General features: G+C 73.2%; 16 protein-coding genes and 3 pseudogenes. 9 read left to right on the top strand and 10 right to left on the bottom strand.

The window, feature by feature from the left end; all coding sequences use genetic code 11:
- Window positions 1-133: 133 nt before the first annotated feature.
- Together AB0P03_RS26980 and AB0P03_RS26985 are read right to left on the bottom strand one after the other, a co-directional pair.
- Window positions 134-955, bottom strand: coding sequence for an SDR family NAD(P)-dependent oxidoreductase (locus tag AB0P03_RS26980; protein WP_363582675.1), 822 nt, complete (start codon window positions 953-955; stop codon window positions 134-136).
- A gap of 462 nt (window positions 956-1417) precedes the next feature.
- Entirely contained in the window at window positions 1418-2587 is a 1170-nt protein-coding gene (locus AB0P03_RS26985) for a magnesium and cobalt transport protein CorA (protein ID WP_363582673.1), read from the bottom strand.
- Window positions 2588-3045: 458 nt separating this feature from the next.
- Between AB0P03_RS26985 and AB0P03_RS26990 the strand changes: the two genes are divergently transcribed.
- Window positions 3046-4383 (top strand): FAD-dependent monooxygenase, encoded by a 1338-nt coding sequence (locus AB0P03_RS26990; RefSeq protein WP_363631323.1) that lies wholly within the window; start codon window positions 3046-3048, stop codon window positions 4381-4383.
- Window positions 4384-4479: 96 nt separating this feature from the next.
- Here the strand turns inward: AB0P03_RS26990 and AB0P03_RS26995 are convergent, their stop codons facing one another.
- Window positions 4480-5403 (bottom strand): alpha-L-glutamate ligase, encoded by a 924-nt coding sequence (locus tag AB0P03_RS26995; RefSeq protein WP_363631324.1) that lies wholly within the window; start codon window positions 5401-5403, stop codon window positions 4480-4482.
- 230 nt (window positions 5404-5633) lie between these two features.
- Between AB0P03_RS26995 and AB0P03_RS27000 the strand changes: the two genes are divergently transcribed.
- Window positions 5634-7235, top strand: a complete 1602-nt coding sequence (locus AB0P03_RS27000) for an ABC-F family ATP-binding cassette domain-containing protein (protein WP_363631326.1) — start codon at window positions 5634-5636, stop codon at window positions 7233-7235.
- 97 nt (window positions 7236-7332) lie between these two features.
- Here AB0P03_RS27000 and AB0P03_RS27005 read toward each other — a convergent pair.
- Window positions 7333-7482 (bottom strand): annotated as a pseudogene (locus AB0P03_RS27005) (SAM-dependent methyltransferase); the annotation flags it as partial.
- 239 nt (window positions 7483-7721) lie between these two features.
- Here AB0P03_RS27005 and AB0P03_RS27010 point away from each other — a divergent pair.
- A pseudogene (locus AB0P03_RS27010) lies at window positions 7722-7955 on the top strand (alpha/beta hydrolase); the annotation flags it as partial.
- A 120-nt stretch (window positions 7956-8075) separates the two neighbouring features.
- On the opposite strand, the gene AB0P03_RS27015 reads toward AB0P03_RS27010, so the two are convergent.
- Window positions 8076-14270 carry a DNRLRE domain-containing protein gene (locus tag AB0P03_RS27015; protein ID WP_363582665.1) on the bottom strand — a complete coding sequence of 2065 codons (6195 nt, stop codon included), beginning with the start codon at window positions 14268-14270 and terminating at the stop codon, window positions 8076-8078.
- 497 nt (window positions 14271-14767) lie between these two features.
- Entirely contained in the window at window positions 14768-14971 is a 204-nt protein-coding gene (locus AB0P03_RS27020) for a hypothetical protein (protein WP_363631329.1), read from the bottom strand.
- Between the two features lie 284 nt (window positions 14972-15255).
- Between AB0P03_RS27020 and AB0P03_RS27025 the strand changes: the two genes are divergently transcribed.
- The 3 genes from AB0P03_RS27025 to AB0P03_RS27035 all read left to right on the top strand — a co-directional run bounded on the left by AB0P03_RS27025 (window position 15256) and on the right by AB0P03_RS27035 (window position 17670).
- Window positions 15256-16242 (top strand): helix-turn-helix transcriptional regulator, encoded by a 987-nt coding sequence (locus AB0P03_RS27025; RefSeq protein WP_363631331.1) that lies wholly within the window; start codon window positions 15256-15258, stop codon window positions 16240-16242.
- A 488-nt stretch (window positions 16243-16730) separates the two neighbouring features.
- Entirely contained in the window at window positions 16731-17318 is a 588-nt protein-coding gene (locus AB0P03_RS27030) for a cation:proton antiporter (RefSeq protein WP_363631333.1), read from the top strand.
- Window positions 17254-17670, top strand: a complete 417-nt coding sequence (locus tag AB0P03_RS27035; RefSeq protein WP_363631334.1) for a cation:proton antiporter — start codon at window positions 17254-17256, stop codon at window positions 17668-17670. Before AB0P03_RS27030 ends, AB0P03_RS27035 begins: the two co-directional genes overlap by 65 nt.
- A 97-nt stretch (window positions 17671-17767) precedes the next feature.
- On the opposite strand, the gene AB0P03_RS27040 is transcribed toward AB0P03_RS27035, so the two are convergent.
- Together AB0P03_RS27040 and AB0P03_RS27045 are read right to left on the bottom strand one after the other, a co-directional pair.
- Window positions 17768-18094: a carboxymuconolactone decarboxylase gene (locus AB0P03_RS27040; protein WP_363631336.1), complete on the bottom strand. Its 327-nt coding sequence runs from the start codon at window positions 18092-18094 to the stop codon at window positions 17768-17770.
- A 227-nt stretch (window positions 18095-18321) separates the two neighbouring features.
- Window positions 18322-19755, bottom strand: coding sequence for a hypothetical protein (locus tag AB0P03_RS27045; RefSeq protein ID WP_363582659.1), 1434 nt, complete (start codon window positions 19753-19755; stop codon window positions 18322-18324).
- A 362-nt stretch (window positions 19756-20117) separates the two neighbouring features.
- Between AB0P03_RS27045 and AB0P03_RS27050 the strand changes: the two are divergent.
- A pseudogene (locus tag AB0P03_RS27050) lies at window positions 20118-20668 on the top strand (hypothetical protein); the annotation flags it as partial.
- A 387-nt stretch (window positions 20669-21055) separates the two neighbouring features.
- Here the strand turns inward: AB0P03_RS27050 and AB0P03_RS27055 are convergent.
- Window positions 21056-21889 (bottom strand): methyltransferase domain-containing protein, encoded by an 834-nt coding sequence (locus tag AB0P03_RS27055; protein ID WP_363631338.1) that lies wholly within the window; start codon window positions 21887-21889, stop codon window positions 21056-21058.
- 415 nt (window positions 21890-22304) lie between these two features.
- On the opposite strand from AB0P03_RS27055, the gene AB0P03_RS27060 reads away from it, so the two are divergent.
- Together AB0P03_RS27060 and AB0P03_RS27065 are read left to right on the top strand one after the other, a co-directional pair.
- Window positions 22305-23087, top strand: coding sequence for a class I SAM-dependent methyltransferase (locus AB0P03_RS27060; RefSeq protein ID WP_363631339.1), 783 nt, complete (start codon window positions 22305-22307; stop codon window positions 23085-23087).
- Window positions 23088-23140: 53 nt separating this feature from the next.
- Entirely contained in the window at window positions 23141-23593 is a 453-nt protein-coding gene (locus tag AB0P03_RS27065) for a hypothetical protein (protein WP_363631341.1), read from the top strand.
- A gap of 85 nt (window positions 23594-23678) precedes the next feature.
- Here the strand turns inward: AB0P03_RS27065 and AB0P03_RS27070 are convergent, their stop codons facing one another.
- Entirely contained in the window at window positions 23679-24797 is a 1119-nt protein-coding gene (locus AB0P03_RS27070) for a DUF6745 domain-containing protein (RefSeq protein WP_363631342.1), read from the bottom strand.
- Window positions 24798-24835 lie beyond the last annotated feature (38 nt).

A 24835-nucleotide genomic window follows, 5' to 3' on the forward strand; every position in this document is an offset into this window, starting at 1 on the left:
GGCGGTGGCCCGCGGTGGTGGGCGGGTCAGCCCTGCCCGGCCCGGCGGCCGCGGTTCGCCGTGTTCTTCCGCCGGGCCCTCTTCTTGCGGGCGCGCTTGGACATCGCGTGCTCTCCGATTCCGGGGAAGGGCTTCAAGCGGCCTGGCCGACCAACTGGTCTGCCAGCTTGACCAGGCGCTTCAGCGAGCGCTCCTCCTGGGCGGCCTGCGCCACCGGCGCCACCGAACCGCCGTCGTAGTAGGCGCCGTTGGCGACCGCGACGTCCGGCAGGCAGAGCCGGACGACGGCCGCCGCACCCTCCGCCGCCGGCGCGCCGGCCCGCCCGTACAGCGGCAGCAGCGCCGTGTCGCACAGGCCCGGGTTGAGGCTGACGGCGGTGATGCCGGAGCCGGCCGGGGCCATGTCGGCGGTCGCCATGGTGAGCGCGAGCTGCGACTGCGCGTACGCGGCCACCCGCGAGTACCTCTTCACCCGGTGCGGGTCCGACCAGTTCATCGAAGCCGTCCGGTGCAGCGAGGACGAGACGTTGACGATCCGGGCGTCGCCGGATGCCGAGAGCGGCGCCCGCAGCAGCCTGGCCAGCAGGTGCGCGGCCAGGAAGTTGACCTGCAGCGAGACCTCGTTGCCGTCATCGGTCAGCGTGCAGCGCTCGGGCGCCATCGCGGCGGCGTTGTTGACCAGCAGGTCCAGCGCCGGGTAGTGCTTGACGACCGTACCGGCCAGCACCGCGACCTCCGAGAGGCGGGTGAAGTCGGCGGCCAGCTCGACGAGTTGGTCCCGGCGGGCGCCGGCGTCGACCAGCCGGGCGACGGCCGCCTCGGCCTCCGGGGTGGTCCGGGCGTGCACCAGCACGGTGGCGCCCAGCCCGGCGAGCAGCCGGGCGGTCTCCCAGCCGATGCCGGAGGAGGCGCCGGTGACGAGGGCGGTACGAGCGGACAGGGCGGATTCGGACATGACCGTTCCCAGGGTGCGGGGCACCGCCGGCCCTGTCCGGGCCGGGGTGCGGGCTCAAAAGACCTGATGAGATGCGGAACTCGCGCGCCCGCCCGCACCCCGCGCCGATCGGGCGACGGGGCGGGGCGCGGCACGTGCCGTGCCCTCCGGCGGGGAGGCGCGGATCAGCGCACGGCGATGGCGGCCGCGGCGACGCGGACCGGCGGCCGCGGATGCGGCGGGCGGTCGTGGTGGCGTGCCGGGCGGTTCATGCTCCTCATCCAACCGGCGGGCGCGGACCGGGGCAAGCGCCGCGCCGCCGCCCTGACGAATCCCTGACGCCGGGCGAACAGCCGTGCGGCCGACGCCGGTTGCGGCTGCCGGTCAACCCGCACCGGATTTCGGCGCACGGCGGAGCCGGTCGCGAGCGCCGCGCCCGAACCGACCGTGCCGCGCCCCGCCCCGCCCCGCCCCGCCCCGCTGTCAGAGCCAGTTGCGGCGCTTGAAGACCACGTACAGACCGGTGCAGACCAGCGCCATCAGCCCGATCGCGAACGGGTAGCCGAACGCCCACTTTAGCTCCGGCATGATCTCGAAGTTCATCCCGTAGACGGTGCCGATCAGCGTCGGCGCGAAGAGGATCGCCGCCCAGGAGGAGATCTTCTTGATCTCGTCGTTCTGCACGTGCCCGGCCTCGGCGAGCTGCTTCATCTCCTCGTTCTGCCGCTGCGAGACCAGCGTCGCGTTCACGGTCAGGATGTTCTGCAGCATCTGCCGGAAGCCGTCCACCCGCTCGGCGGCGTAGGTGGCGTGGTCGGCGACGTCGCGCAGGTAGCGCTGCAGCTCGTCGTCGGTGCCGTACTTGCCGAAGCCCGCCTCCAGGCTCCTCATGATCTCCAGCAGCGGCCGGGTCGCCCGCTGGAGCTCGATCACCTCGCGGGACAGCTCGTAGATGCGCCGGGAGACCTGCGGGTCGCCGCCGAACACCTCCGTCTCGATCTCGTCGATGTCGTGCTGGAGCCCGGCGATCACCGGCGCGTAACCGTCCACCACCGCGTCCAGCACCGCGTACAGCACCGCCTCCGGGCCGAGCGCGAGCAGGTCCGGGTCCGTCTCCAGGCGGCGGCGCACCGCGGACAGGTCCGGCGCCTGGGAGTGGCGGACGGTGAGCACGAAGTCGGGGCCCACGAAGAGGTGGATCTCGCCGAAGTCGACCTCCTCCGCCTCGTCCAGGTAGCGCGCGGCACGCAGCACCACGAACAGCGTGTCGCCGTAGCGCTCCAGCTTCGGCCGCTGGTGGGCGACGATGGCGTCCTCGACGGCCAGTTCGTGCAGGTTGAACCGGTCCGCCGCCTCCAGCAGCTGCGCCTCGGCCGGGCGGTACAGGCCGATCCAGGCCATCGCGCCGGGCCGGTCGGGCAGTTCGCGGTAGATGTCGGCGAGGTTCGCCGGTGCGTCGATCCGCCGCCCGTCCCGGTAGACCGCCGCGTCCACCACCGAGCGCTCCAGGGTGACCGGCTCGACGGGCTGGTCGGGCCGCGGATCCATCGAGTGCTCCGGCGCCGGCTGCGTGTCGACGGGGCCGGAGCCCCCGACGGGGCGGGAGAACGGACGCTTGCTCGCGCGCACGGCGCGCACACGCCAGTCGGACATGGCGGATACCTCCACGGTGGGTGCCCGGGCCGCCGTCCGGGGACAGCGGGCCGGAGGCGCCCGGCCGGCCACCACGCGCACGGCGCGACCGGCGGCACCTCGTCGAGGACGAGGTCAGCGCCGCGCGGGAGCCGTACGGGAGGAGGAACGCCGGGTGCCGCGAATGGTGCGGGACAACCGGGGGCGGGGCCGACTTCGACCCGGACTACTGCACTCCACGGCTCTCACCTCCTCGGCTCCGCGCGCCCGCGCACCGAAAGGGGGGCCTGCACAACTCCCGCCGAGTGTAGTACCCGCTCCCGGGTGCCTCCCACCGCCCGCCCCCGGGGGCCCGCGCGGCAACGCTCCGGGCCGGTCGTGCGCCCGGCGCGTTCGGGCTCCAACGGCCGCTCGCACCCTGCCCGTTCGTCCCGCCGATGCGACTACGGGGCCGCCACCGCCCGACTACGCTACGTGTCATGACTTCTTCGGAAACGGCCCCCGGGCGGGGCACGGCGGTGGTGATCGGCGGCGGACTGGCCGGCACGGTGGCGGCCTGGGCCCTGCGCGGGTTCGCCGAGCGGATCGTGGTGGTGGAGCGGGACCGCTACCCGGCGGAGCCCACGTTCCGGGCCGGGGTGCCGCAGGGCCGACACGCGCACCTGGTGCTGGAGGCCGGGCACCGGGCGCTGGAGGAGATGATGCCCGGCATCAAGAAGGAGCTCACGGAGGCGGGCGCGATGAGGGTCGCCGTCTCGGGCGATCTGAAGTGGCTCAGCTCGGCGGGGTGGATGGCGCAGTACCCGGCACAGCTCGCCTTCCTCTCCTGCACCCGGCCGGTGCTGGACAAGGCGGTGCTGGACCGGGTCCGCGCCGATCCCGCGATCGAGTTCCTGGAAGGCGCCGACGTGGTCGGCCTGCTCGGGTCGGCCCGCACGGTGACCGGCGTCAAGGTCCGCGACCGCGGGCCAGAGCGCGGCGAAGTCCGGGAGATCCCGGCCGAGTTGGTGGTGGACGCGGCCGGCCGCACGACCTCGGTGCCGGACTGGCTGGCGGAGCTGGGCCACCCGCCGGTGCCCGAGGAGCGGGTGGACGCGGGCGTCGCGTACTCCTCCCGGCTGTTCCACCGCCCGGCCGGCGTCGACATCGGCTACAAGGCGATATACCTGCAGACCAAGGCCCCCGACGCGCCCCACCTGGGCGTACTGCTGCCGGTCGAGGGCGACCGCTGGATCGTCAGCGTCGCCGGCATGCGCGGCGCCGAACCCGAGCCCGGCGAAGCCGGGTTCACCAAGCAACTGGCCCGGCTGCGCGACCCGAGCATCCGCGAGGCGCTCCAGCAGGCCGAGCCGGCCGGCGAGGTGCGCGGCTTCGTCCCCGGCCCCGGCATCCGGCGACACTACGAACGCAGCGCCCCGGACGGCCTGGTGGTGGTCGGCGACGCCGCCAGCACCTTCAACCCGGTGTACGGGCAGGGCGTCACCGTCGCCCTGTTCTGCGCCCGCGAGCTGCGCCGCACCGCCCTGCGCCACGGCGGCATCGGCCACGCCACGGCCCGGGACGCCCGGCGTGCGATCGCGGCCGTCTCCAAGAACCCGTGGGTGATGTCCTGCACCGAGGACGTCCGCTTCGCCGCCACCACCGGCGGCCCCTCCGGCGCCCTGCTCGCGTTCCAGCACCGCTTCCTCGACAAGGTGCTGGCCGGCGCCGCCCACGACCCGGCGGTCACCGCCGCGTTCCACGAGGTGATGTCGCTGGTCGCCCCGCCGACGCTGCTGTTCCGCCCGTCGCTCCTCGCCGCCATCCTGCGGAGCTGACCGGCCGGGGGCGCCCTCGGGTGAGGAGAGCCGGCCTGCTCCGCACAGCTGCCGACCAGGGGCGCGCCCGGCCCGCCGTGCGCCCCGCCGGAACCGTCAGACGGGCTCCAGGTGCGCGGCCACGTACGGCACGGCGACCTGCTCCAGGGCGCCGCGGCCGAACGCCGGGTGGACGTTGACCTCGAAGACCACGCCGCCGCTCTCGGCGGCGAGGTCGACACCGGCCAGCGGCAGGCCGAGGCAGGCGACCGCGCGGATCGCCAGGTCCGCGAGCCCCCGGGGCAGTTCGGCGGCGGCGAGCGGGGCGGAGACGGCGCCGCGGCTCTCGTTGCAGGGGGCGTCCGGATCCGCCTGCACGTGTTCGACGACCCGGACCACCCGGCCGTCGAGCACCACCACCCGGTACTGGTGCCGGCGGCCGTCCGGGGTGAAGTTGCGGGCGTCCCGGGCGATCAGCCAGTCCGCCCCGTCGTGCTCGTAGTGCCGTGCGGCGGAGGCGAGTTGGGCGTGGGTGGTGACGTGGAAGACGTCGTCGCCGCCCATCCCGACGCAGGGCCGGGCCCAGACGTCGCCGCCGAGCCGGTCGAAGGCCTCGGCGGCGGCCCGCGGGCTCGGCCGGGACAGCGAGACGGTCGGCATGTGCGCGACGCCGTCGCGGGTGAAGCGGGCCACCGTGAGGTCCTTCTCGGTGGCCGCCCGCCAGGCCTGCACATCGGTGCCGAGTGAGCGGGCACCGTGCGCGCCCAGCAGCCGCTGGAAGGGCGCGAAGTCGCGCCGCCGGTGCGGCGGGATCTCGTACACCACGACGGCGTCGGCCGCCACGCTGCGGCCGTCCGCCTCCAGGCGCAGCCCGCCCTCGTCGCCGGGGCGGATCCGGCCGCCCCCGCCGGTCATGAAGTGCCGGGCGTCGAGCAGCACGGGCGCCCGGCCGGTGAGGGCCCGGGCGGCGGCGACGAGGACGTCCCGGCTTCCTTCGGTCGAACTGTGATCAGTCAGGAGAACGAGCTCACGTCGACCCATGCGGGTCATGGAAGCCCGGGGCCCGCGCCCCGGCAAGGGGGCCCCACGAGCCAACACCCGCCCCACTGGCCGAAACCCGCGCGGACGCGGTGCGCTCCCCCGGTAATTCGGATGCGGACGCTTCACCCGCCCCGCTACCCTGGCCGCATGTCTACGCCCCGAATTTCCTAGCCGACGGACCCGCCTCCACACCACCCGTGTGTCCGTTCGCTGTTTCGGAGCGTTATCCCATGATCACCACCCGTGGTGTCGACCTGCGCGTCGGCGCCCGCCTCCTGCTGTCCGACATCACCGTCCACATCGCCCCCGGCGACCGGATCGGCCTGGTCGGCCGCAACGGCGCCGGCAAGACCACCCTGCTCGCCACCCTCGCCGGACAACTGCCGCCCGCCGCCGGGACGGTCACCCGCACCGGCCCCGTCGGCTACCTCCCGCAGGACTCCCGCGCCGCCGACCCGTCCGCCACCGTCACCGACCGCATCCTGTCCGCCCGCGGCCTGGCCACCGCCGTCCGCGCGCTGCGCGCCGCCGAGGAGGCGATGGCGCAGGCCGACGGACCGCACGACCAGCGCCGGGCGATGGACGTCTACGTTCGCGCCGAGGCCGAGTTCCAGTCCCGGGGCGGCTACGCGGCCGAGGCCGAGGCCGCCCGGGTCGCAGCCGGCCTCGGACTGCCCGCCCGGGTCATGGACACCCCGGTCGGCACCCTCTCCGGCGGCCAGCGCCGCCGGGTCGAGCTGGCCCGGATCCTCTTCGCCGACCACGGCACCCTGCTGCTCGACGAACCCACCAACCACCTCGACGCCGACTCCGTCGCCTGGCTGCGCGGCTTCCTCGCGTCCCACCAGGGCGGGCTGGTCCTGATCAGCCACGACCTCGGTCTGCTCGCCGACACCGTCAACCGGGTCTTCCACCTCGACCCGCAGCGCGCCGCGATCGACGTCCACAACACCGGCTGGCGGGCCTACCTCGACCAGCGCGCCGCCGACGAGCGCCGCCGCACCAGGGAACGGGCCAACGCCGAACGCAAGGCCGCCGCCCTGCACGCCCAGGCCGACCGGATGCGGGCCAACGTCGCCACCGCCACCAGCGCCCGCAGCATGGCCCGCCGCGCCGACCGGATGCTCGCCGACCTCGAACCCGCCCGGCAGGCCGAACGGACGGCCCGGATCCGGCTGCCCGAACCCGCCCCCTGCGGCCGGATGCCGCTCGGCGCGATCAGCCTCGCCAAGGCCTACGCCGGCCGCCCGGTGCTCACCGGCCTCGACCTGGCCGTCGACCGGGGCAGCCGGATGGTCGTGCTCGGCCTGAACGGCGCCGGCAAGACCACCCTGCTGCGCGTCTTGGCCGGCCACGAGAGCCCCGACACCGGACGGGTGGTGCCCGGCCCGGGCCTGCGGCTCGGCTACTTCGCGCAGGAGCACGACACCCTCGACCCGGCGCGCAGCGTCCGCGACAACCTCGCCCAGGCCGCGCCCCACCTGAGCGACGGCGAACTGCGGCACGTCCTCGGCGCGTTCCTGTTCCGCGGCGACGACGCCGACAAGTCGGCCGGGGTCCTCTCGGGCGGTGAGAAGACCCGGCTGGCGCTGGCCGGCCTGGTCCACTCCGGCGCCAACGTCCTGCTGCTCGACGAGCCCACCAACAACCTCGACCCGGCCTCCCGGGCGGAGGTGCTGGCGGCGGTCGGCACCTACCCGGGCGCGATCGTGATGGTCACCCACGACCCGGGTGCCATCGAGGCCCTGCGGCCCGACCGCGTCCTGCTCCTCCCCGACGGCGACGAGGACCTGTGGCACGACTCCTACCTGGAGCTGGTCGCCCTGGCGTGAGCGGCGCCGCCTGACGCCGTCGCGTGACAGCACCACCTGCCAGCGCGGCTGCGCCCCGCCGGTCTCCCCGGCGGGGCGCAGCCGGGCCTGAACCGCCCTACGGCCTGCGCGCCTCGATCAGGAAGCGCGCGGAGTGGGCGACGAACGGCCCCTCCGCCCGGATCAGGGCGTCCAGTTCGCGCAGCCGGTCCCGGTAGGCCGCCACGGTGAAGCCCGGGACCATCCAGATCACCTTCCGCAGGATATGGCGGGACTGACGTTTCCGCCCAGCTCAGGGGCATGATCGACCATCCGGAGTCAGCAAAAGGTCAGCAAGACTCCCGGGGGTTCCAACCACCATCGCGACCACAGACCTCACCCGCGGCATGGGCAGCTTCTGCAAGGAGTGCGAGCACCCCGAGTCCCGCTGGAGCAAGTACCCGCACGAGTACAAGATCAGGTACCGCAACGCGGCAGGACGCCAGACGGAGGAATCCGGCTTCGCCACTCAGGACAAGGCCAAGCGAGGAGGCCGTCCGCAACAGCTGGAACACCGCGGCCGCCGGGGGCTCCTACGTCGTCTCCGCCGCACCTTCCACCTGGTACACAGACTTCCGCGCCGACATCGCACGCATCGACGTACCGGTCCCGATCCTGCACGGCACCGGCGACCGCATCCTGCCCGTCGACAACACCGGACGGCCCTTCCGCCGGGCACTGCCGTCTGCCGAGTACGTCGAGGCGGCCGGCCCGGGGGCATCCCCGGGCCGGCCGGCCTGCTGGTGCGGAGCGTCGTGGTGCGGTGCGTCCGGACCCGGCCCGGCCCGGTCGGGTCGGGTCGGGTCGGGTCCGGACGCGGGCTCAGTACCTGGTCTTGATCTCGCTCCGAGGGTACGGCAGCGTCCAGTAGTGCTTCTGCCAGATGCCGAGGGTGAGGATCACCCCCTTGCTGCCCCGGCGGTTGTTGGCCTCCGCGATCCCCTTGCCCATGCTCTTGACCAGGAAGCCGAGTGCCTTGAGGATGCCGCCGATGATCTTCGCCACGAAGTGCGGGAAGAGTCCGACGATCAGGCCGATGATGCTGCTGATCGAGCCGGTGTTCTTCAGCAGCTTGGCGACGCGGGCGGCGCCCGCCTTGCTCATGGTGGCGCTCCAACTCTTCAGCCAGCGCAGACCGTCGAGGTCGGCCATGGTGATCGGGTCGACCGGGTAGCCGTAGGCGTTCGGCGAGCCCTCCAGGACCGGGTCGGTCTGGAGGAAGCGGCCGGTGGCCGGGTCGTAGACCCGGACCCCCATGAGGATCAGGCCGCTGAGCGAGTCGCTGGCCCGCAGTTCCCCGCCGTGCCAGCCGTACTCGGTGGTGCCGGTGGCGTCGGCGACGTTGCCGTACTCGTCGTAGTGGTAGACGGCGAGGTCCTGGGTGCCGTCGGGCGACATCTGGACCGAGGCGTCGCCGTGCAGGTTGGTGAGGACCAGGACCGCGCCGCCGTCGGTACCTGTGGCGGCCACGAGCTGACCGCCGAGGTCCGTGACGTTGCGGGTGAGCTTGCCGTTGACCTCGCTGGTCCAGGTCGGCTTGTCGTCGGTGCCGTCGTAGTGGTGGGTGGCCCGGGCCGTGACGGTCCAGGTGCCGTCCTCGCCCCTGGTCTCCGTGGTGGCCGTCGCGAGGCGGCCCGCGGCGTCCAGGTCCCAGGTCTTGCGGGTTCCGCCGAGCGTCTCGCTGCGGATCAGGTCGGTGGCGTGGTAGCTCAGCTGGGTGCCCCGGGGCAGCGTGGTGGTGCGGCCGAAGGCGTCGTACGCGTAACCGGGGTCGGTGATCCGGTCCGCGGCGTCGTAGCCGTGGTTCTCGGCGGTGGTGACGGCGTCGGCGGTGGCCGGGTCGCAGTCGTCGCCGACCGTGGTGCGCTTGGTGCGGTTGCTGCTCCGGTCGAATGCGTAGCTGCGGGTGGCGCAGTCCAGGCCGTTGCCGGAGACGGCCTTCAACAGGCGGCCGGCGGCGTCGTAGGTGTAGTCCTCGCTGGTGCTGTTGCCGTCGGTCTGGGTGCGTCCGGCCTGCTGCCCGTGGACGGTGAAGCCGGCGGTGTCGGCGAGCAGGACGGTCCCGGCCTGGGTGGCGTAGGTCTTGCCGGTCTGGATGCCCCGGCTGTCGTAGGAGCTGGTGAGGGTGTTGCCGCCGGGCAGCGTCTGGGAGACCAGGCGGCCCTCGACGTCGTAGCCGGCGGTGAAGGTGCCCGCGACCGAATCGGTCATGCTGGTGGGCAGGCCGCGCGGGTCCTTGGCGGTGTCGTAGCCGTAGGTGACGGTGGAGGGCACCGAGTCGGACTTCTTCACCACCCGGTCGAGCCGGTCGTACTCGGTGGTGGTGACGCTCCCGGCGCCGTCGTCGTAGGAGACGGGGCGGCCGAGCCGGTCGTAGCCCTGGGTGACGGTCGCCGTCCCGTTGCCGGTGGTCGACGGCTGGCCGGTGGCCTGGTCGTAGCCGTACACGGTGTCGGGCACGGCGGTGCCGGTGCCGCCCGTCACGGAGACCTTGGTCGGGCGACCGGCGCCGTCGTAGGTCCGGGTGGTGGTGCGGGTGACGCCGTTGGCGGACTCGGTGAGGACGGTGACGTTGCCCCAGCGGTCGTACTGGTACGTCTTGGTCGGCAGCTGCGCGGGGGCGCTGCCTCCGGTGACCGCCGCGGCCGGGGCGGTGGAGCAGACCAGCCCGGCCCATTCCGGGCGACCCGCGCACGAGCCGGTGGCGCCGGTGCCGTAGTAGGTGGTGACGGTGGTGCCCGCGTCCGAGCCGTCGGAGTTCGGGCGGGACTGCGAGACCACGCGGCCGCTCGCGTCGTAGCCGGTGGCGGTGGTGATCTTCAGACCCATCGGGTCCTGGACGGACCGGGTGGGCAGGCCCTGGGCCCAGTCGTAGCCGGTGGCGGTGGTGCGCACGTCCGCGTCGGCGGCGTAGCCCTCGATCCTGGCGCCGACCGCGACCGAGGTCTCCCGGTCACTGACCGCGGCGTTCGCCGGGCGGTTCTCGTCGTGGGTGGTGACGGTGTGGGCGCGGGCCGGGACCTCGTCGCCCGCGACCAGGGCGGGGCTGGTGCCGGAGGCCGCCAGGTCGTGCTCCAGGGTGACGAGCTGCAGCGGGTCGTACTGCTCGACCAGTCGCTTGCCGTCCGCCGAGTACACCGACAGGGCGGACAGCATCTGGGCGCGGTCGGCGGTGGAGCGGCCGGCGATGCCGAGGGCGCGCAGTTTGCCCAGGCCCTCACCGGTGGCGGCCAGGGCCAGGATGCGGTTCTCGGCCGAGAGGGTTCGCACCGGGCTGCCGTGGGCGTTGTACTCGGTGGTGACGATTCCGCCGCCGGGGGTAGCGATGTTGACCTCGCGCCCGGAGGCGTTGGTGTAGGTCACCGAGGCGCGGGCGTAGGCGGCGGTGCCGAGGGCCTTGCCGTCGTGGCCCGCCGGTACGGCGTCGGGCGGCAGTACGGCGGTGGCGTCGGTCGGGGCGTCGCTCTGGCCCCAGGCGGCGACGTCGGAGGGGCCCAGCGGGTACGGGGCGTTGGCGCCCGACAGCGGCACGTCGTACACCATCGAGGTGGTCGCGGCGCCGTCGGTGACGTCCTTGCTGCCCTGCTTGAGGGTCGCCCGGGAGGCGGCCAGCAGCATGCCCTCGCCTGCGGTGGCGGCGTTGCCGGCCTTGCCGTACTCCAGCGTCCAGGGCAACTCTCCGGGCTGGGCCTCGGTGGCGACCCGGCCGGCGGCGTCGTAGGTGTAGACGGTCTTCAGCGCGGGACTGATCAGCGGGTCCCAGACCTCGCGCAGGAGGCCCTGCTCGTCGTAGGCGTACTGGGAGACGGCCACGGGGGTGGCGCTGCTCGCGGCGGGCTCGGTGGACCACAGCCGGATCTGCTTCACTTGGCCGGCCACGTCGCCCAGGGCGGCCGGGGTGGCGGTGGTGGCGGTGGCGTAGACGTACTCCAGGACGCGGCAGCCAGCGGTGGCGGGCGCGGCGGCGCAGTCGGCGGAGGCGGTCCCGGCGGTCGGCGCGATGACGTACTTGGGGCGGGCCAGCGTCCGGCCGCCGGCTACGACCTTCTCCGAGACCACGGAGGTGGTGGAGTCGGCGCTGGGCAGCGAGGAGCCGGTGGCCTGCCAGGTGGTGGCCGCCGGGTCGACCTTGCCGAAGGTGACGGTGGTACCGGCGGTGTCCTTCAGCGTGAAGGCGCCGGTGAACGCACCGCTCAGGGTGAGGTCCGCCGCGCCCGGCTCCGGCTTCCAGCCGCCCGCGCCGGTCGCGGTGAAGCCGATCTCACCGCCGGCCGAGGAGACCACCGACACCGAGGTCGGAGAGGTCTGGCGGACGTAGGAGTAGGCGGTCTCGGTGAGTTCGGCGGTGGTGCCGGAGCTCCACTGCGGGCCGAAGATCGCCGCCTGGCCCTCCTGGGCCGAGCCGTTGAGCGGCCGGCGGGAGGAGAACGAGCGCTCGGCGCTCAGGCCGAAGCCCTGGGCGTCGGTGGCCGAGAGCGTGAGGTCACCGGTGAGGGTGTTGACCTGGCCGGGGCCGACCGGGGTCTCGGGGGCGTCGCCGGCGTGCCGGTCGACCGTGACGGTGGTCGGCTCGGTGGCGTCGGTGGCGGTGCCGTCGGTGAACACTGCGCGCACGTCCACCGGGCCGTTCTCGGCCAGGGTGTCGGTGATGTTCCAGGTCAGCGCGGCCGGCTTGCCGGCGGAGGCGGCGAACGGCCAGGCGGCCACCGGCTTGCCGTCGGTGGTGGCTACGTTGGCGACCGGCACGTCCTTCCAGGCGTCGGTCTCACCGCGGCGGTACTGGTAGCGCACGCCGGTGTAGGTGCTGTTGCCCTCCGCCTGGAGCGAGGTGCGGCGGGCCGGGCGCTCGCCGGGACCCGGGGCCACCAGGGCGGAGCCCTTGCCCGCGTAGAAGGCGTGGGTCTTGTCGGCGGAGACGTTGCCCGCCGCGTCGCGGGTGTGCGCGGTGACCTTGTGCGCCCCGGCCTTGAAGGTGAGCTTGGCCGAGACCGGCGCGCCGGTGGTCGCCACCGTCGCCCAGGCGCCGCCGTCCAGCCGGTACTGGACGTCCTTCACGTCGCTGGTCGGCGGGGTGAAGGTGAAGGTGCCGCTGTAGTCGCCGTTCGCGTCCGGGGAGCCCGCCCACTGGCCGGCCGGGAAGTCCGTGGAGGAGACGGTGGTGGCGCCCGGCGCCGTGGTGTCCACGGTGAAGGTGCGGAAGCCCGACCACGCGCTGTTGGCGGTGCCGTCCCAGGACCGCGAGCGCCACTTGTAGGCGCCCGGCACCAGCGCGGTGCCCGGCGTCCAGGTGAAGGTCGAGCCGGAGGCGGCGAGGCCGGTCCGGCCGGACTGGAGCGCCGCGGTGCCGGTGGACGTCCAGACCTCGAAGTCCAGGGCGATGTTCCCGCCGTCCGGGTCGGTCGCCTTGGCGGACAGCGTCGGCCTGGCCTCGTTGGTCAGCGCGGCGTTCGCCGGGGAGACCAGGGTGGAGACCGCCGGCGGGGTGTTGTACGTCACCGACAGGTACGGGGTGTTGGACGACGCGTTGCCGGAGTTGAACTTCTTCCAGCCGTACGGGTCGGCCTCGTCGGTGGCCCGGATGCCCAGGGTGTTGTTGGCGTTGCCGTTCCCGGCCCAGGCCTTGACCAGGGCGGTGATGTCCTGGTTCACCCAGCCGTCGTTGCAGGAGCTTGAGTAGCCCTTGGTCGCGGTGGAGGTGGCCCACTTGCGGTTCCAGTTGGGCTGCGCCGTCCAGCGGGTGGCGGTGGTGGCGCTGCCGGTGTCCCAGACCTCCCAGCTCTTCGCCGTGCAGGACCAGCTGTGGAAGTTCCACAGGTTGAGCTTGCCGCCGGTGATCTGCTTCCCGCTGATCTTCGCCATCGGGAACTGCAGGAAGGAGCGGGCCACCTGGCCGGAGCCGTTGTTGCCCAGCTTCAGCTCGGTCTGCGCGGAGACGTCGGTGCCGTAACCCTGCTGCACGAAGGTGTCGAAGCCGACGCCGATGTTGACCGCGGGGTCGACGGTCACCGGGTAGACGGTCCTCGGGTCGGTCAGGAAGGCGGCGTCCGGGGTGAGCGTCAGATCGATCGCGTCGCCGTCCTGGGTGACCTTCAGCCCGACCGGCGCGGTGCGGGTGTGCTCGCCGCTGCGCTCGTCGACCTGCGCGTCCCACATCACCGGCGCCGGGAGCTGGCCGGCCTCCTGGCCGGTCTTCGGGTCGAGGAACGACACCGAGCCGTCCGGGTTCTGCCGGGCCCGGAGGCCGTCCGCGTCGAGGGTGAGCGTGACGCTGCCGTTGGCGGCCACCGCCGAGCGGTCCTTGAGCTCCAGGAACTGCTCGAAGCCGGTGCGGGTGGACTCGATGACGAGGTCGGTGGCGGTGAGCGCGTCCGCGTACCGGGCGCGGGCGCCGTCCAGCGTGGGGGCGGGCAGGGCGCCGCGCCAGGACAGCGACATGGCGGTGCCGTTGCCGTTGTCCAGCGACACCAGCGGGGTGCTCGGGGCCTTCTGGTCCCCGGCCTGGGCACCGGCGGCCTTGAACGCCGACACGGCGGCGGGCGGGGTGGCGCCGGCCAGGGCGAGGTTGAGCGGGTGGCCCTTGGCCTTGACGCTGCCGTCAGGCTGGCGGGCGAGGTCGACGTCGATCGGCTGCAGGCGACCGGCCGCGTCCTGGTAGCGGACCGGCCCGGAGGCGACGTCCAGGGTGGTGGTGCCGTCCGGGTTGATCCAGGTGGTGGTGGACTCGGTACGCTCGTCGACCACCTCGATCCGACGGTCCTCCAGCCGGGCCTTGAGGTGGGCGGTGGCGAGGTCCTTGGCCTCGGCCGGGCCCAGGGACCGGGTGGGCCGCGGGGCCTGCTCCGTGGTGACGGCGACGGCCTGACCGGTCGTCATGATGACGACGGCCGACTCGGCGGCGAGCACCACGGCCAGGGCGACGGCGGTGTTGCGCAGCGCGGTACGGCGGCGGGTCGGCAAGGGGGACGGCGCGCCGGTTGCGGCCCGGTGCCGTGGCGGTTCGCCCGTGGGGCGTGGCATGGAACTCCTCGATGGTCTGTGTGGGTGACGGTTCTTTGTGGTGTCGACGGTTCGTCGGGTGAGGGCCGGCGGTTCGGGAGGGCCGGTCGTTGGAGGAGAGAGGAAGGATCGACATGACGAGCCCATGAGAGTCATGGCGAAGCAAAGCAATCGCAATGAATCAGCCAAATTGCCAGGCGGTCGAAATCGATCGAAAACCGTCCGGAAGATTGGAAACCATTCGAGCCCGGCTACCGCGGATCGAACGGATGCCGACCCCTGGCGGCCCGTGCCCGGGCCACCAGCGCCCACGCCCTCGAACGGGCCGCCGTCCCGTCAAGAGCGCGGACGTGGAGCACCAGGCCTGCGCCGACGACGACGGCGCAGGCGCGCGTGCTCCAGGCCGCCGCCGGGACCGGCACACGACCACAGGGCGGCCTGGACCTTCGCGGCGACCGCATCGCCCGACGGCCAGGCGGAACCGGCCGACAGGGCCAGGTGGACCGGTAACACCGAGGTCAGGACCGCCCGGAGGCCTCGGCGGCAGGCGGGGCGTCCCAACCGATCGACCTGGCGGAGGGGCCGTCCCAGCCGATCCCGCCGCCCGCACCCCCGGCGGCGAGGGCCAAGGCGGCGGAGGCGGCGAGGGTGGCGAGAGCGGGGACGACCGGGGCGGCGAGGGCGAGGGACACGAGGACGGTGGCGAGCGGGCGGACGGACACGACGGAGTCCTGTTCTGTGCGGGAACCAGGGCGAGGGCGCCGGAATTCTGGGTGTCCGGGCTTTGGCGAGAGAGCGCGCACGGCGAATCCTCCCCTCCACGAACCGTCACGGGAAGCGGATCCGGCAGGCAGGATCAGGCCAGGCAGCTTGCTGCAAAGAGGCCCGGACGACCTGGGCGGGGGCGTTGACCGGATCATGCCTTGCAAGGGTGTCCACCCGGCGGAAAGATCGACAACGGGCCGATCGGGAATACCGAATCGACCACGGGGATCGGGGGCGCGGAATGCTGGAACTGCTGGGGTTGGACACCACCGCGGAAGCGGTCTACCGGGAAATGCTCACCGACCCCGACGGAGGGATCGCCGAAATCTGCGACCGGCTCGCGCTTCCCGAGGCCGCCGTGCACACCGCCCTCGACCGGCTCGCGGACCTCACCCTGCTCCGGGCCTCCCGCGATCGGCCCGGCGCGCTGCGACCGGTCAGCCCGGAACGCGGGCTCGACCTCCTGCTGCGCCGACAGGAAGAGGAACTCGCCTGCCGTCAGCAGGAGTTTGCCGCCTCCAAGGCGGCCGTCGCACGCGCCCTGGCGGCGTACGCGACGCTGCGCACCGACACCCCGGTCGGCGTCCGCGAACGGCTCGTCGGGCTGGACGCCATCCAGGAGAAGCTGGAGATGCTGAGCGCCCGGCTGACCACCGAGGCCCTGGCGGTGATGCCCGGCGGCGCCCAGTCCGCGGCCAGCCTGGCCGCCTCCCGCCCCCTGGACGAGGAGGCCCTGCTGCGCGGGGTCGGCCTGCGCACCATCTACCAGGACAGCGTCCACGACGATCCGGCGACCCTCGGCTACGCCCGCTGGCTGGTCGGCCTCGGCGGCGAGGTGCGGACCGCTCCCGTCCTGCCGCCGCGGATGCTGGTCTTCGACCGGAGCACCGCGGTGGTACCGATCGACCCGCAGAACACCCGGGCCGGCGCCCTGTGCACCAGGGAGCCGGGGATCGTCGCCCCACTGGTCGCCCTGTTCGAACGGACCTGGGAGGCCGCCGTCCCGATCGCCGACGACCGCGCCGGTGGGGAGCCGGTGGGCCTCAGCCCCGGCGAGCGCGAGGTCCTGCGCCTCCTCTCCACCGGACTCACCGACGAAGCGGTGGCCAAGCGGCTCGGCGTCTCGGTCCGCACCGTCCGGCGCCAGATGGCGGCCCTGATGGAACGCCTCGAAGCCGCCAGCCGCTTCGAGGCCGGGCTGAAGTCCGCCCGGCGCGGCTGGCTCTGACCGGGCCGAAGGCGCGGAGGCCGGTCACGGAGAGGCTTCCGAAACGAGAACCGCTTCCGGGAGCAGCTGCACATCGGCGACCACCACACCCCGTACAACGCCGCCCCGAAGGCACCGGCCACGAGGTAGCCCGCACCCCGTGCCTCGGCGGCGGCCCGGAGGCGGACCGCCCTCGGCGCTGGACCGGCTCGGCCGCGAAGCACCGTCCGTCCGCGCACGGGCGGCGCCTTCTCACGTCGGGCCCTGATCGGGAAGGCCCGGGTCGGACGTCCGAACGGTCAGCCGCCGAGAGGGCCCGACACGTCCGCCACGGTGGGTGTACGCCTGCGACCTGCCCTGCGGCGCGGCTGCCACACTGCAGCCATGACAGAGGAAGGGACGGAGCAGGATCGGCCCCGCCGCCGTTCGCCCACCGCCCGCCCACCGGCCCGCACCGGTCGCGCGTCCAGTCCGGTCGGCCATCGCGGCAGCAGATCCGAGGTGACGCGATGACCTCCGCGGATCTGGCGATCATCACCGGGCTGGTCTTCGTCTGGGGGATGCTCTCGGCACGACTGGAACGCTTGGACATGACCGCGCCCATCGTGTTCACCTCAGCCGGCGTCCTGCTGACCCACGGCCCGCTGACGCCGCTCGGGATCACCCCCAGCCCGGAAATGGTGAAGGTCCTGGCCGAGGCGACTCTGGCGCTGGTGCTGTTCTCCGACGCCTCCCGGGTCGGGCTGCGCCAGCTACGCCCGGATCTGGGGCTGTGCCTGCGTTTGCTGCTCCTCGGGCTGCCGCTGTCCATCGGACTGGGCACACTTGCCGCCTTCGCCCTGCCCGGGGTGGGGACCGTCTGGCTCGCCCTGCTCGTCGGCTCGGCGCTGGCGCCCACCGACGCGGCTCTGGGTGCGGCTGTCATGGTCGATCCGGCGCTTCACCGCCGCGGGCGGCCCGGCGGCCGCGTTGGTCCCCTTCGTCGAGGAGACCGGTGCCCTGCTCTCCCTGCTGGTCTGGCTGATCTTCGGCGTGATCGCGGTGGTACCGGCGATGGAGGCTCTGACCTGGCAGACGGCGCTGTACGCAGTGTTTAGCCTGACGGTCGTCCGGATGCTGCCGGTGGCACTCGCACTGGCGGGGACCCGTCTCGGCCGGCCCGCCGTCCTGTTCCTGAGCTGGTTCGGACCACGCGGCCTGGCATCCGTCGTCTTCGGACTGCTCGCACTGGAAGACCTCGCCGGGCCCGTGGCTCGGCCCGCTGTCACCGCGATCGCCTTCACGGTGCTGCTCAGCGTCCTAGCGCACGGCCTCAGCGCGGACCCGCTGGCCAAGCGCTACGGACCGCGCCTCGCCGCACCACAGGGAACGCCCGCCTCGCCGGCCGAAATCCCCGAGCGACGCCTCATCCGCCGCACCCCGGCCGACAACCGTCTCAGCGGGCGGTGAGCTCGTCGCCGGCGACGCCGAGGTCCGGCCCCACGCGGGGCGCGCACGGCCGGACCGCTGTCGGGAGCCCAGGCGGCCCGGATTCCGGAGAGGCCGCCTACGCTTCGAGTCCGGCTTCGGCTTCGGCCACGGCGATGACGTACCCGAGGGCCTCGGTGATGTGGGTGGCCGCGGACATGACCCGGGCGGTTCCCACGATCGGAGCGATCGCGACCAGGACGTCCTGCATCTGGGCGGGGGTCAGGTCGGTCTGGATGGCCGGATCGATGTGGGCGAGGTAGGACACCGCCGGTGCGTCCATGGCCGCGAGTGCGGCAATACGGGTGAGGATGAGCATGTCCGGGGGCAGCCCGCACCGCTCGACGGAGTCGAGGGTCATGGCGGCCAGGGTGTCGAGGACGGGGGTTTCGGACGATGTCGTCATGCTGAGCCATCTTCAGGGTGCGCCGGAGCCGACGCGTCAGTAGCGAGAAGGAACCCTGCGTCGCACCCGCTGTTTCAACTCTAGGAACACTCCTGCCGAGACGCATCCCGACTGCACGGGCAGCATTTCGGGGAGGCGGCAGACGCGCACCCGGCACTGGTGCCGATCCGCGCTGAACGCTGCCGGCAGCGTCTTGGGCGCGGCGTCGCGTCCCTGGTCCCGGAGCCTCAACCACCTGCGGATGGGCCGCCTTCGACCGTGGGTGCCGACGGCACCGGAGGGGAGCCTCCCGGTTCGGAATCCAGGAACTCCCGGATCGCGAACCCGGCCAGCACCACGACGACGATCCACAGAACCACGACCGCCGTCGGGTAGTTCCAGGTGGCGAGGACGACCGCTGCCACAACCAGGATGGCGGCGCCGATCCAGCGCTTGCAGCGGTGCACGAAGCGGCCCACCGGCCCGAGGCGCATGCCGTGTGACGTCGCCACCTCGCGCAACGCGCCGATCGACGAGCTGCAGGCGCTGCGGACAGCGACGGCGGCCCTGGACGGGCCGATCAGGAACGCGCCGGCAGCCGCCACCAGCGCCGTCACGCCGACGACCCGGATGCCTGCGCGCAGGAAGCGGATCAGTGCGTCGTAGATCGCGCCGGCGGCGGCCTGGGATGCCCCCGGCGGCAGGTGATCGAGGTAGAACGACCGGAAGACCGTCAGCACGGCTCCCAGCAGGAGCATGGCGACGGCCACCCCGAGGGCGGCACCGATCAGGCCGCGACGCCGGTTCACGGCGGTGAACACGCCGGCCGCGGCGATCAGCACCGCGATGACCGGGAGCCAGGACCCCATGATCTCCAGAAGCCGGAAGTAGCTCTTGACCTTGCCGATGTCCTTCGAGGCGAACACCACGAAGCTGGTGTGCACCTCCGGAATCTTCGCGGCGGGTCCGAAGCCGGAGCTCACCAACTGGTCCTTGACCTTGGCGACGATCGGCCCGATATCGATGGCGACCTGGTTGTTCTCCAGCGAGACCGCTCCCCCGCCCTTGCCCGTCAGCGCCTTGTCCAGCGAGGAGTGCACCACCCGGTTCGCGTCGACCCACAGGGTCGCGAACTGATCGCTGGTCACCACCTTGTTCACGGTGGTGCTGACCAACTGCGTGAGGCCGCTGGTGATCGGCCCGCTCAGGCCGCCGATCAGCTTGCCGAGCTCGGGTGGCGCACCCTGCTGGACGGCTGCCTGGGACAGCTCGTTCACCACGGCCTTCACGTCGATCTGGGCCAGGACCTCCGACGTGACCCGATCGGTGAGCGCGGCCTGGACATCCGGATTGCCGGCCAGCGGCGCGACCGTGGCGACGTACCGGTCGGTGTCGCCGACGATCGAGTTCGTCCAGACCGCGATGACCGAGAGCAGCGCCAGTAGAGAGGAGATGACGATCAGGACGACCGCGCCCGACGTACGAAGCCGGTGGTGCCGGTCCCCTGACGGCTGTGCGGACGCCTCCAGGGCGCTGAGACGGTGCCGCAGCTGGTCCAGCTCACTGCGTTCGCCCGTCGAGAGCTCGGCCGGCTCGGGCCGCCCGCCGTGAGCCGACCGCTCGCCCTTGCCGTCCGGCGGCCGCGCGTCCCCCGATCCCCCCCGGATCCGGCCCTGACGCATCGGCGGGCATCACATACTCCCTGGGTCAACTGTCCTGGACGAGATGGTTGACGATCGGCTCGCCCCCTCCAGGAAATGCCCGACGTGCCGGGACCGCCACCGGGAGCGCTCACGCAGGTGACCAGCGCAGCCTGCAGCCCAACCAAGACCATCGGCGCCGGGACTTCCGCCGGTCCCGCACTCGACGGGTCCACGTTCTCGGATCGATGTCACCGGCTGCTTCCACCGTGCCGGTTGTGACCCGAATCCGCGGCGTGGCCCGATGAAGAGCTCATCGCGAGGATCCGTGAGTGGTGCTTGTGGAAGCGTCACTCGACTTCGGTGACGGAGCCGTGCACCGCCAGGCCTCGGGTACGGGCGCGATGCGGTGTCCTCTCGAACCCCTCGACGCCCGTGTCGGCCGACTCACCGGGCTGGCCGACACGGCCCCCGGCAGAACGATCCGGGCCTCGCCTCCACCGTCTTCAACCAGGCCGCGCTCCTCGCCTCCGACCTCGCCCTGCCCGACTACGCCCGCGACCTGTGCCACCGCCACGCCGCCCTCTACCTCACCCGCGGCCCGCTCCCCTCGACGAGCGCCATCCGCGGCCTGGAGCCGATCGTCAACCTCGCCCGCCTCCACATCCGCGCCGGCCACCACCGCCGCGGCCGCCAACTCCTCCTCGGCCTCTACCGCGCCGTCACCACCGCCACCAAGTCCTCCCTTGACGGCATCACCGTCCCCGCCCACCTCACCGAGACCGGAGAGCAGCGCAGTGAAGTCCGCCAGTGGCTGTGGCGGGTCATCATCGCCGACGGAACCCGCGCCCTCACCTCCACCGGCCGCTGGACGGACGCCTTGCACCACATCGAGGAACACCCCGGCATCGGCCAACGCATCTTCGACGGCCGCCAGGTCGCCATCCTCGCCGCGCCACCACCGCCGGCCTGCCCGGCCTGTTGTGAGCCACAGCGCATATCTGATGGTTCATCAGATATGGTCAGCAAGAGGTCAGCATAGGTACGAGCAGACCCTGCCCAACAAGCCCGGACGCGAGACTCGGCCACTGTCAGCACCCTTACCCGCGGAGGCCCCCAGCTGGAGGCCCATGGGTCCCATCGCACTGGCTGAGCAGGCCGCCCAACACCTATCGAATCGCTCTCGACGCGGGACTGCACGGGACATCTCTCCAGTTCAGAGCACTTTTCGAGCTGTCTCCCGGACAAACGGTGCTCACACTGGCAGGGGCGGCCAGCCGGACCTTCCAGACTTCCCTCGACTCTTCCATATCTGTACGATGCGGACACCGGATCAGTCGATCTACCTGCGCGCCTCCATCAGGAAACGCGCCGAGTGGGCCACGAACGGGCCCTCGGCTCGGATCCGGGCGTCCAGCTCGCGCAGCCGGTCCCGGTAGGCGTCGACGGTGAAGCCCGGGACCATCCAGATCACCTTGCGCAGGAAGTACACCACCGCGCCGATGTCGAGGAACTCCATCCGGAGCCGCTCGGAGCGCAGGTCCACCACCTCCAGCCCGGCGTCGCGCGCGGCGGCGCTCTCGTCCTCCGGGCGGCGGGCCCGGCGTGCCTCGGGCTGCGGGCCGAGGAAGTACTCAACCAGTTCGAAGCCGGACGCCGGCCCCACGTGCTGGGCGCAGTAGGTACCGCCGGGCCGCAGCACCCGGGCGATCTCCGACCACCAGGCCTTCACCGGATGACGGCTGGTGACCAGGTCGAAGGCCCCGTCGCCGAACGGCAGCGGCGGCTCGTCCGGGTCCGCGACTACCACCACGCCCAGCGGGTGCAGCAGGCCGGTGGCGCGCGCGACGTTCGGCGGCCAGGACTCGGTGGCCGCCATGGTGGCCGGAAGCGCTCCGCGCTGCGCGGGGGCGGGCGCGCCGGGGGCGGACTTTCCTGCGACGGGCTGTCCTGCGACGGGCTTCGCGGCGGCGAGCCGGGCCGCGCCGGCCAGCACCTCGCCGCCGCCCGTCTGGATGTCCAAGGCCGCCGAGGCCCGGCCCAGCTGCTCGGCCAGCAGCCGCTGGTAGCCCCAGGACGGCCGTTCCTCGGTGGCGCGGCCGGAAAGCCAGGAGAAGTCCCAGCCGTCCACGGACACCGCCTCGGCCTCGGCGATCAGCTCTTCGAAGGTGCGCATACCGGCATCATCCCCGTGGCCCGCCCGCCCGGCGAACCGTTTCACCCTCCGGGTCATCCCCTCGTACCGCAGGGCGGTTCCCCGGACCACTCGCAGACCGCCTGCCGCGATCAGCCCGGTCACCGGCTCCGAACCTCCGCCGTCCGCCTCGAAGGCGGCCAGCACAGCCGGCACCTCCCCGCACTGCCGCTCGACGCATCCCGTCCCGCCCGACGGATACTCGTTCGGCACTCGTTCCACCGTGCCGCCCCATCGTTCCCCGCCCTCGGAAAACCGGTGTCCGCCCCCGGTACGACTGGGCGAGGATGACGGCGTGACGAACGGGCAGGCGAGGGCCCCGCCTACCACCTCGCCCACGTCAACGCCCGTCGTGCCCGCTCTTCACCCCTCTCTCCACCGTGGAGCCTCCGACGCCATGACCCCCTCCCCACAGTCCCCCGTCGGCCGCTTCTACGACGAGTTCGCGGCCGGGTACCACCTCCTCTACCCCGACTGGGACGCCTCCGTCGCCCGCCAGGGCGCCAGCCTCGACGCCCTGATCCGCGCCGGCCTCGGCGATCGCCCGGTCGACGTCCTGGACTGCGCGTGCGGCATCGGCACCCAGTCCCTCGGCCTCGCCGCCCTCGGCCACCGCGTCACCGGCACCGACCTCAGCCCGGCGTCCGCCGCCCGGGCCGCCGCCGAAGCCGCCCGACGGGGCCTCCGTCTCCCCACCGCGGCCGCCGACATGCGCCGGCTCCCCTTCGCCGACGCCCGGTTCGACGTCGTCGTCTGCGCCGACAACGCGCTCCCCCACCTGCTCACCCCCGAGGACGTCCGCACCGCCCTCACCGAGATGCGCCGCGTGCTGCGCCCCTGCGGTCTGCTCCTGCTCACCACCCGCCCCTACGACGACCTGCGCCGCTCCCGCCCGGCCTCCACCCCGCCCCAGACCAGCGAACGCGACGGCCTGCGGTCCGTCATCTTCCAGCTCTGGCACTGGCACGAGGACGGCGAGCGCTACGACCTGGAGCTCTTCCGCCTCACCCCGGATGCCACCGGCCACTGGCAGACCGACATCCGTCGCTCCACCTACTGGGCGCTCACCCAGTCCCAGCTCACCACCCTCGCCTCCGAGGCCGGCTTCACCGCCTCCCGCTGGCAACCACCCGCCCGAACGGGCTTCTTCCAACCCGTGCTCATCGCCCGCGCCCCCTGATCCCGGCCGACCCCGACGACTGCGCGATCCGCACCGGCCGGGACAATTCCGGGGTGCTGTTGACATGGATCGCCGAAATAGCGGACGAACCGCTGGTACTGGAGCCGAGCGACCGGCGGGTCGAGTGGCGGACCAACACCTGGTACCTGAGCGCGGAGGACGAGGACAAGCGATCCTTGTCCGTGACCGAGGTCGTCGCCGCCTTCGAACGGACCGCTCAGGCCATCCGGCTCCGTATCCATGCGCTGGGCTTCGCCGGGGTGGCGACCTTCTACGTGTGGCACGACGAACAGGTCGATCAACTCCGCTGCTCCACCGGATCGGTGGCCGTCGATGAACTGCCGTTCGGCGGCACCTACCTGACCTCCGACGACCTCGCTCCGGTCGTCGAGAGCTTCCTGAACGACCGACGGCCAGCCGGGACCAACCCGTCGGACCAGACCGCGCCCAACGCCATGACGCCCTTCCCCGTCTGGGTCCGCAACGTCGGACCGACCCCACCCTGACCTGTCCCGCAGCCCGCCGAGGGCGGCGGCGGGAGCGGCCGGCCGAGATTCGCAGCTCAGCGGCCTGCGCCGGGGGCCGGGCCGGTCAGGTCTCGCGCTGCGGGTGGTACTCGGACTCGGGTATGCCGAAGGTCCAGGCGACCCCGGCGCGGGCGGTGCGGGTGCTCGGCGGGACGCGCAGCCAGTAGGTGCGGAAGGTGCCGTCGGGCTCGGCGGTCGAGTTGACGACCTCGACCATGACCACCGGTTCGTCGTCGGGCAGGGTGATCCGCCAGAGCACGCCGGTCTCGTCGCGGTGGATGGGCTCGGCACCGGAGTCGGCCAGGTAGCGCTCGTAGCCGTAGTGCTCCAGCAGGACGCGGCGCAGTTCGGCGTTCGCCTCGGTGCGGATCCGCTCGACGGTGACGTCGGCCAGCCCGGCCAGGAACTCGGCGGGCACGGGCATGCCGCGCCAGGCGTGCAGGGCGAAGCCGTCGGCGTACTCCAGGGCGGGGCCGTCCGCCCGGTCGAGCCGCCCGGCCTCGTCGCGGTGCAGCGCGACGGGGCGCTCGCTGACCAGCGCGACGTCCTGGTACGGCCACCACCAGCCGGCCTCGCGGGCCACCCCGGCGAGCGGCGCGACGGCCTCGGCGCTGCCCCCGGCCGCGTCGGAGGCGGCCTCGAAGGCGGCGAACCAGGGAGCGTCGTGCTGGCCGCGCACGGCGTCGAGCAGGGCGAGCCGTACGGTGGTGCGCCGGGCGCGGGCGGCGGCGGCCACGTCGTCCGAGGCCTCCTCACGGTCGACCTCGGGGGCGAGCCGGTCGAGGACCGCCGTGCGGATGCGGTCGGCGAACGGGGTGGTGACCGGGCCGAGCTCGCCACCGGTGAGTGCCCAGTGCGCCGCCCACCCGGCCGCGCCGACCTCCTCGACGGCCCGCCGCCGGGCCTGTTCCCAGGGCCCGGTGCGCACGGCCTCGCGCACGCTCACCGCGCCGGCGGCCCGCAGTTGCAACGCCGCCTCGGCGGCGGCGAACGGCGAGCCGAACCAGCGGACGGCCGTGGGCTCGGGCAGCCCGGCCGCCCGGTAGGCGGCCCGGACCGCGTGCTCGGCCGCCGACCGGTCGGCCGGACCGGTGGCCGCCGCAGCGGCCCGCCAGCGGGCCGTCACCTCGGCGGGCCCGGCCGTCACCGCGCCCGCCGGGCGGTCGGGAATCGTCGTCTCCATCGTCTGCTCCGTTCCCGGCCGGGCTCCCCGCCCGGCCG

The organism is Kitasatospora sp. NPDC088779, assembly GCF_040685395.1.
Taxonomy (GTDB): Bacteria; Actinomycetota; Actinomycetes; order Streptomycetales; family Streptomycetaceae; genus Kitasatospora.

Coding starts and splice junctions, on each gene's coding strand:
- AB0P03_RS26980 (WP_363582675.1), bottom strand. CDS start 955: ATGTCCGAATCCGCCCTGTCCGCTCGTACCGCCCTCGTCACCGGCGCC.
- AB0P03_RS26985 (WP_363582673.1), bottom strand. CDS start 2,587: ATGTCCGACTGGCGTGTGCGCGCCGTGCGCGCGAGCAAGCGTCCGTTC.
- AB0P03_RS26990 (WP_363631323.1), top strand. CDS start 3,046: ATGACTTCTTCGGAAACGGCCCCCGGGCGGGGCACGGCGGTGGTGATC.
- AB0P03_RS26995 (WP_363631324.1), bottom strand. CDS start 5,403: ATGGGTCGACGTGAGCTCGTTCTCCTGACTGATCACAGTTCGACCGAA.
- AB0P03_RS27000 (WP_363631326.1), top strand. CDS start 5,634: ATGATCACCACCCGTGGTGTCGACCTGCGCGTCGGCGCCCGCCTCCTG.
- AB0P03_RS27015 (WP_363582665.1), bottom strand. CDS start 14,270: ATGCCACGCCCCACGGGCGAACCGCCACGGCACCGGGCCGCAACCGGC.
- AB0P03_RS27025 (WP_363631331.1), top strand. CDS start 15,256: ATGCTGGAACTGCTGGGGTTGGACACCACCGCGGAAGCGGTCTACCGG.
- AB0P03_RS27030 (WP_363631333.1), top strand. CDS start 16,731: ATGACCTCCGCGGATCTGGCGATCATCACCGGGCTGGTCTTCGTCTGG.
- AB0P03_RS27040 (WP_363631336.1), bottom strand. CDS start 18,094: ATGACGACATCGTCCGAAACCCCCGTCCTCGACACCCTGGCCGCCATG.
- AB0P03_RS27045 (WP_363582659.1), bottom strand. CDS start 19,755: ATGCGTCAGGGCCGGATCCGGGGGGGATCGGGGGACGCGCGGCCGCCG.
- AB0P03_RS27055 (WP_363631338.1), bottom strand. CDS start 21,889: ATGCGCACCTTCGAAGAGCTGATCGCCGAGGCCGAGGCGGTGTCCGTG.
- AB0P03_RS27060 (WP_363631339.1), top strand. CDS start 22,305: ATGACCCCCTCCCCACAGTCCCCCGTCGGCCGCTTCTACGACGAGTTC.
- AB0P03_RS27070 (WP_363631342.1), bottom strand. CDS start 24,797: ATGGAGACGACGATTCCCGACCGCCCGGCGGGCGCGGTGACGGCCGGG.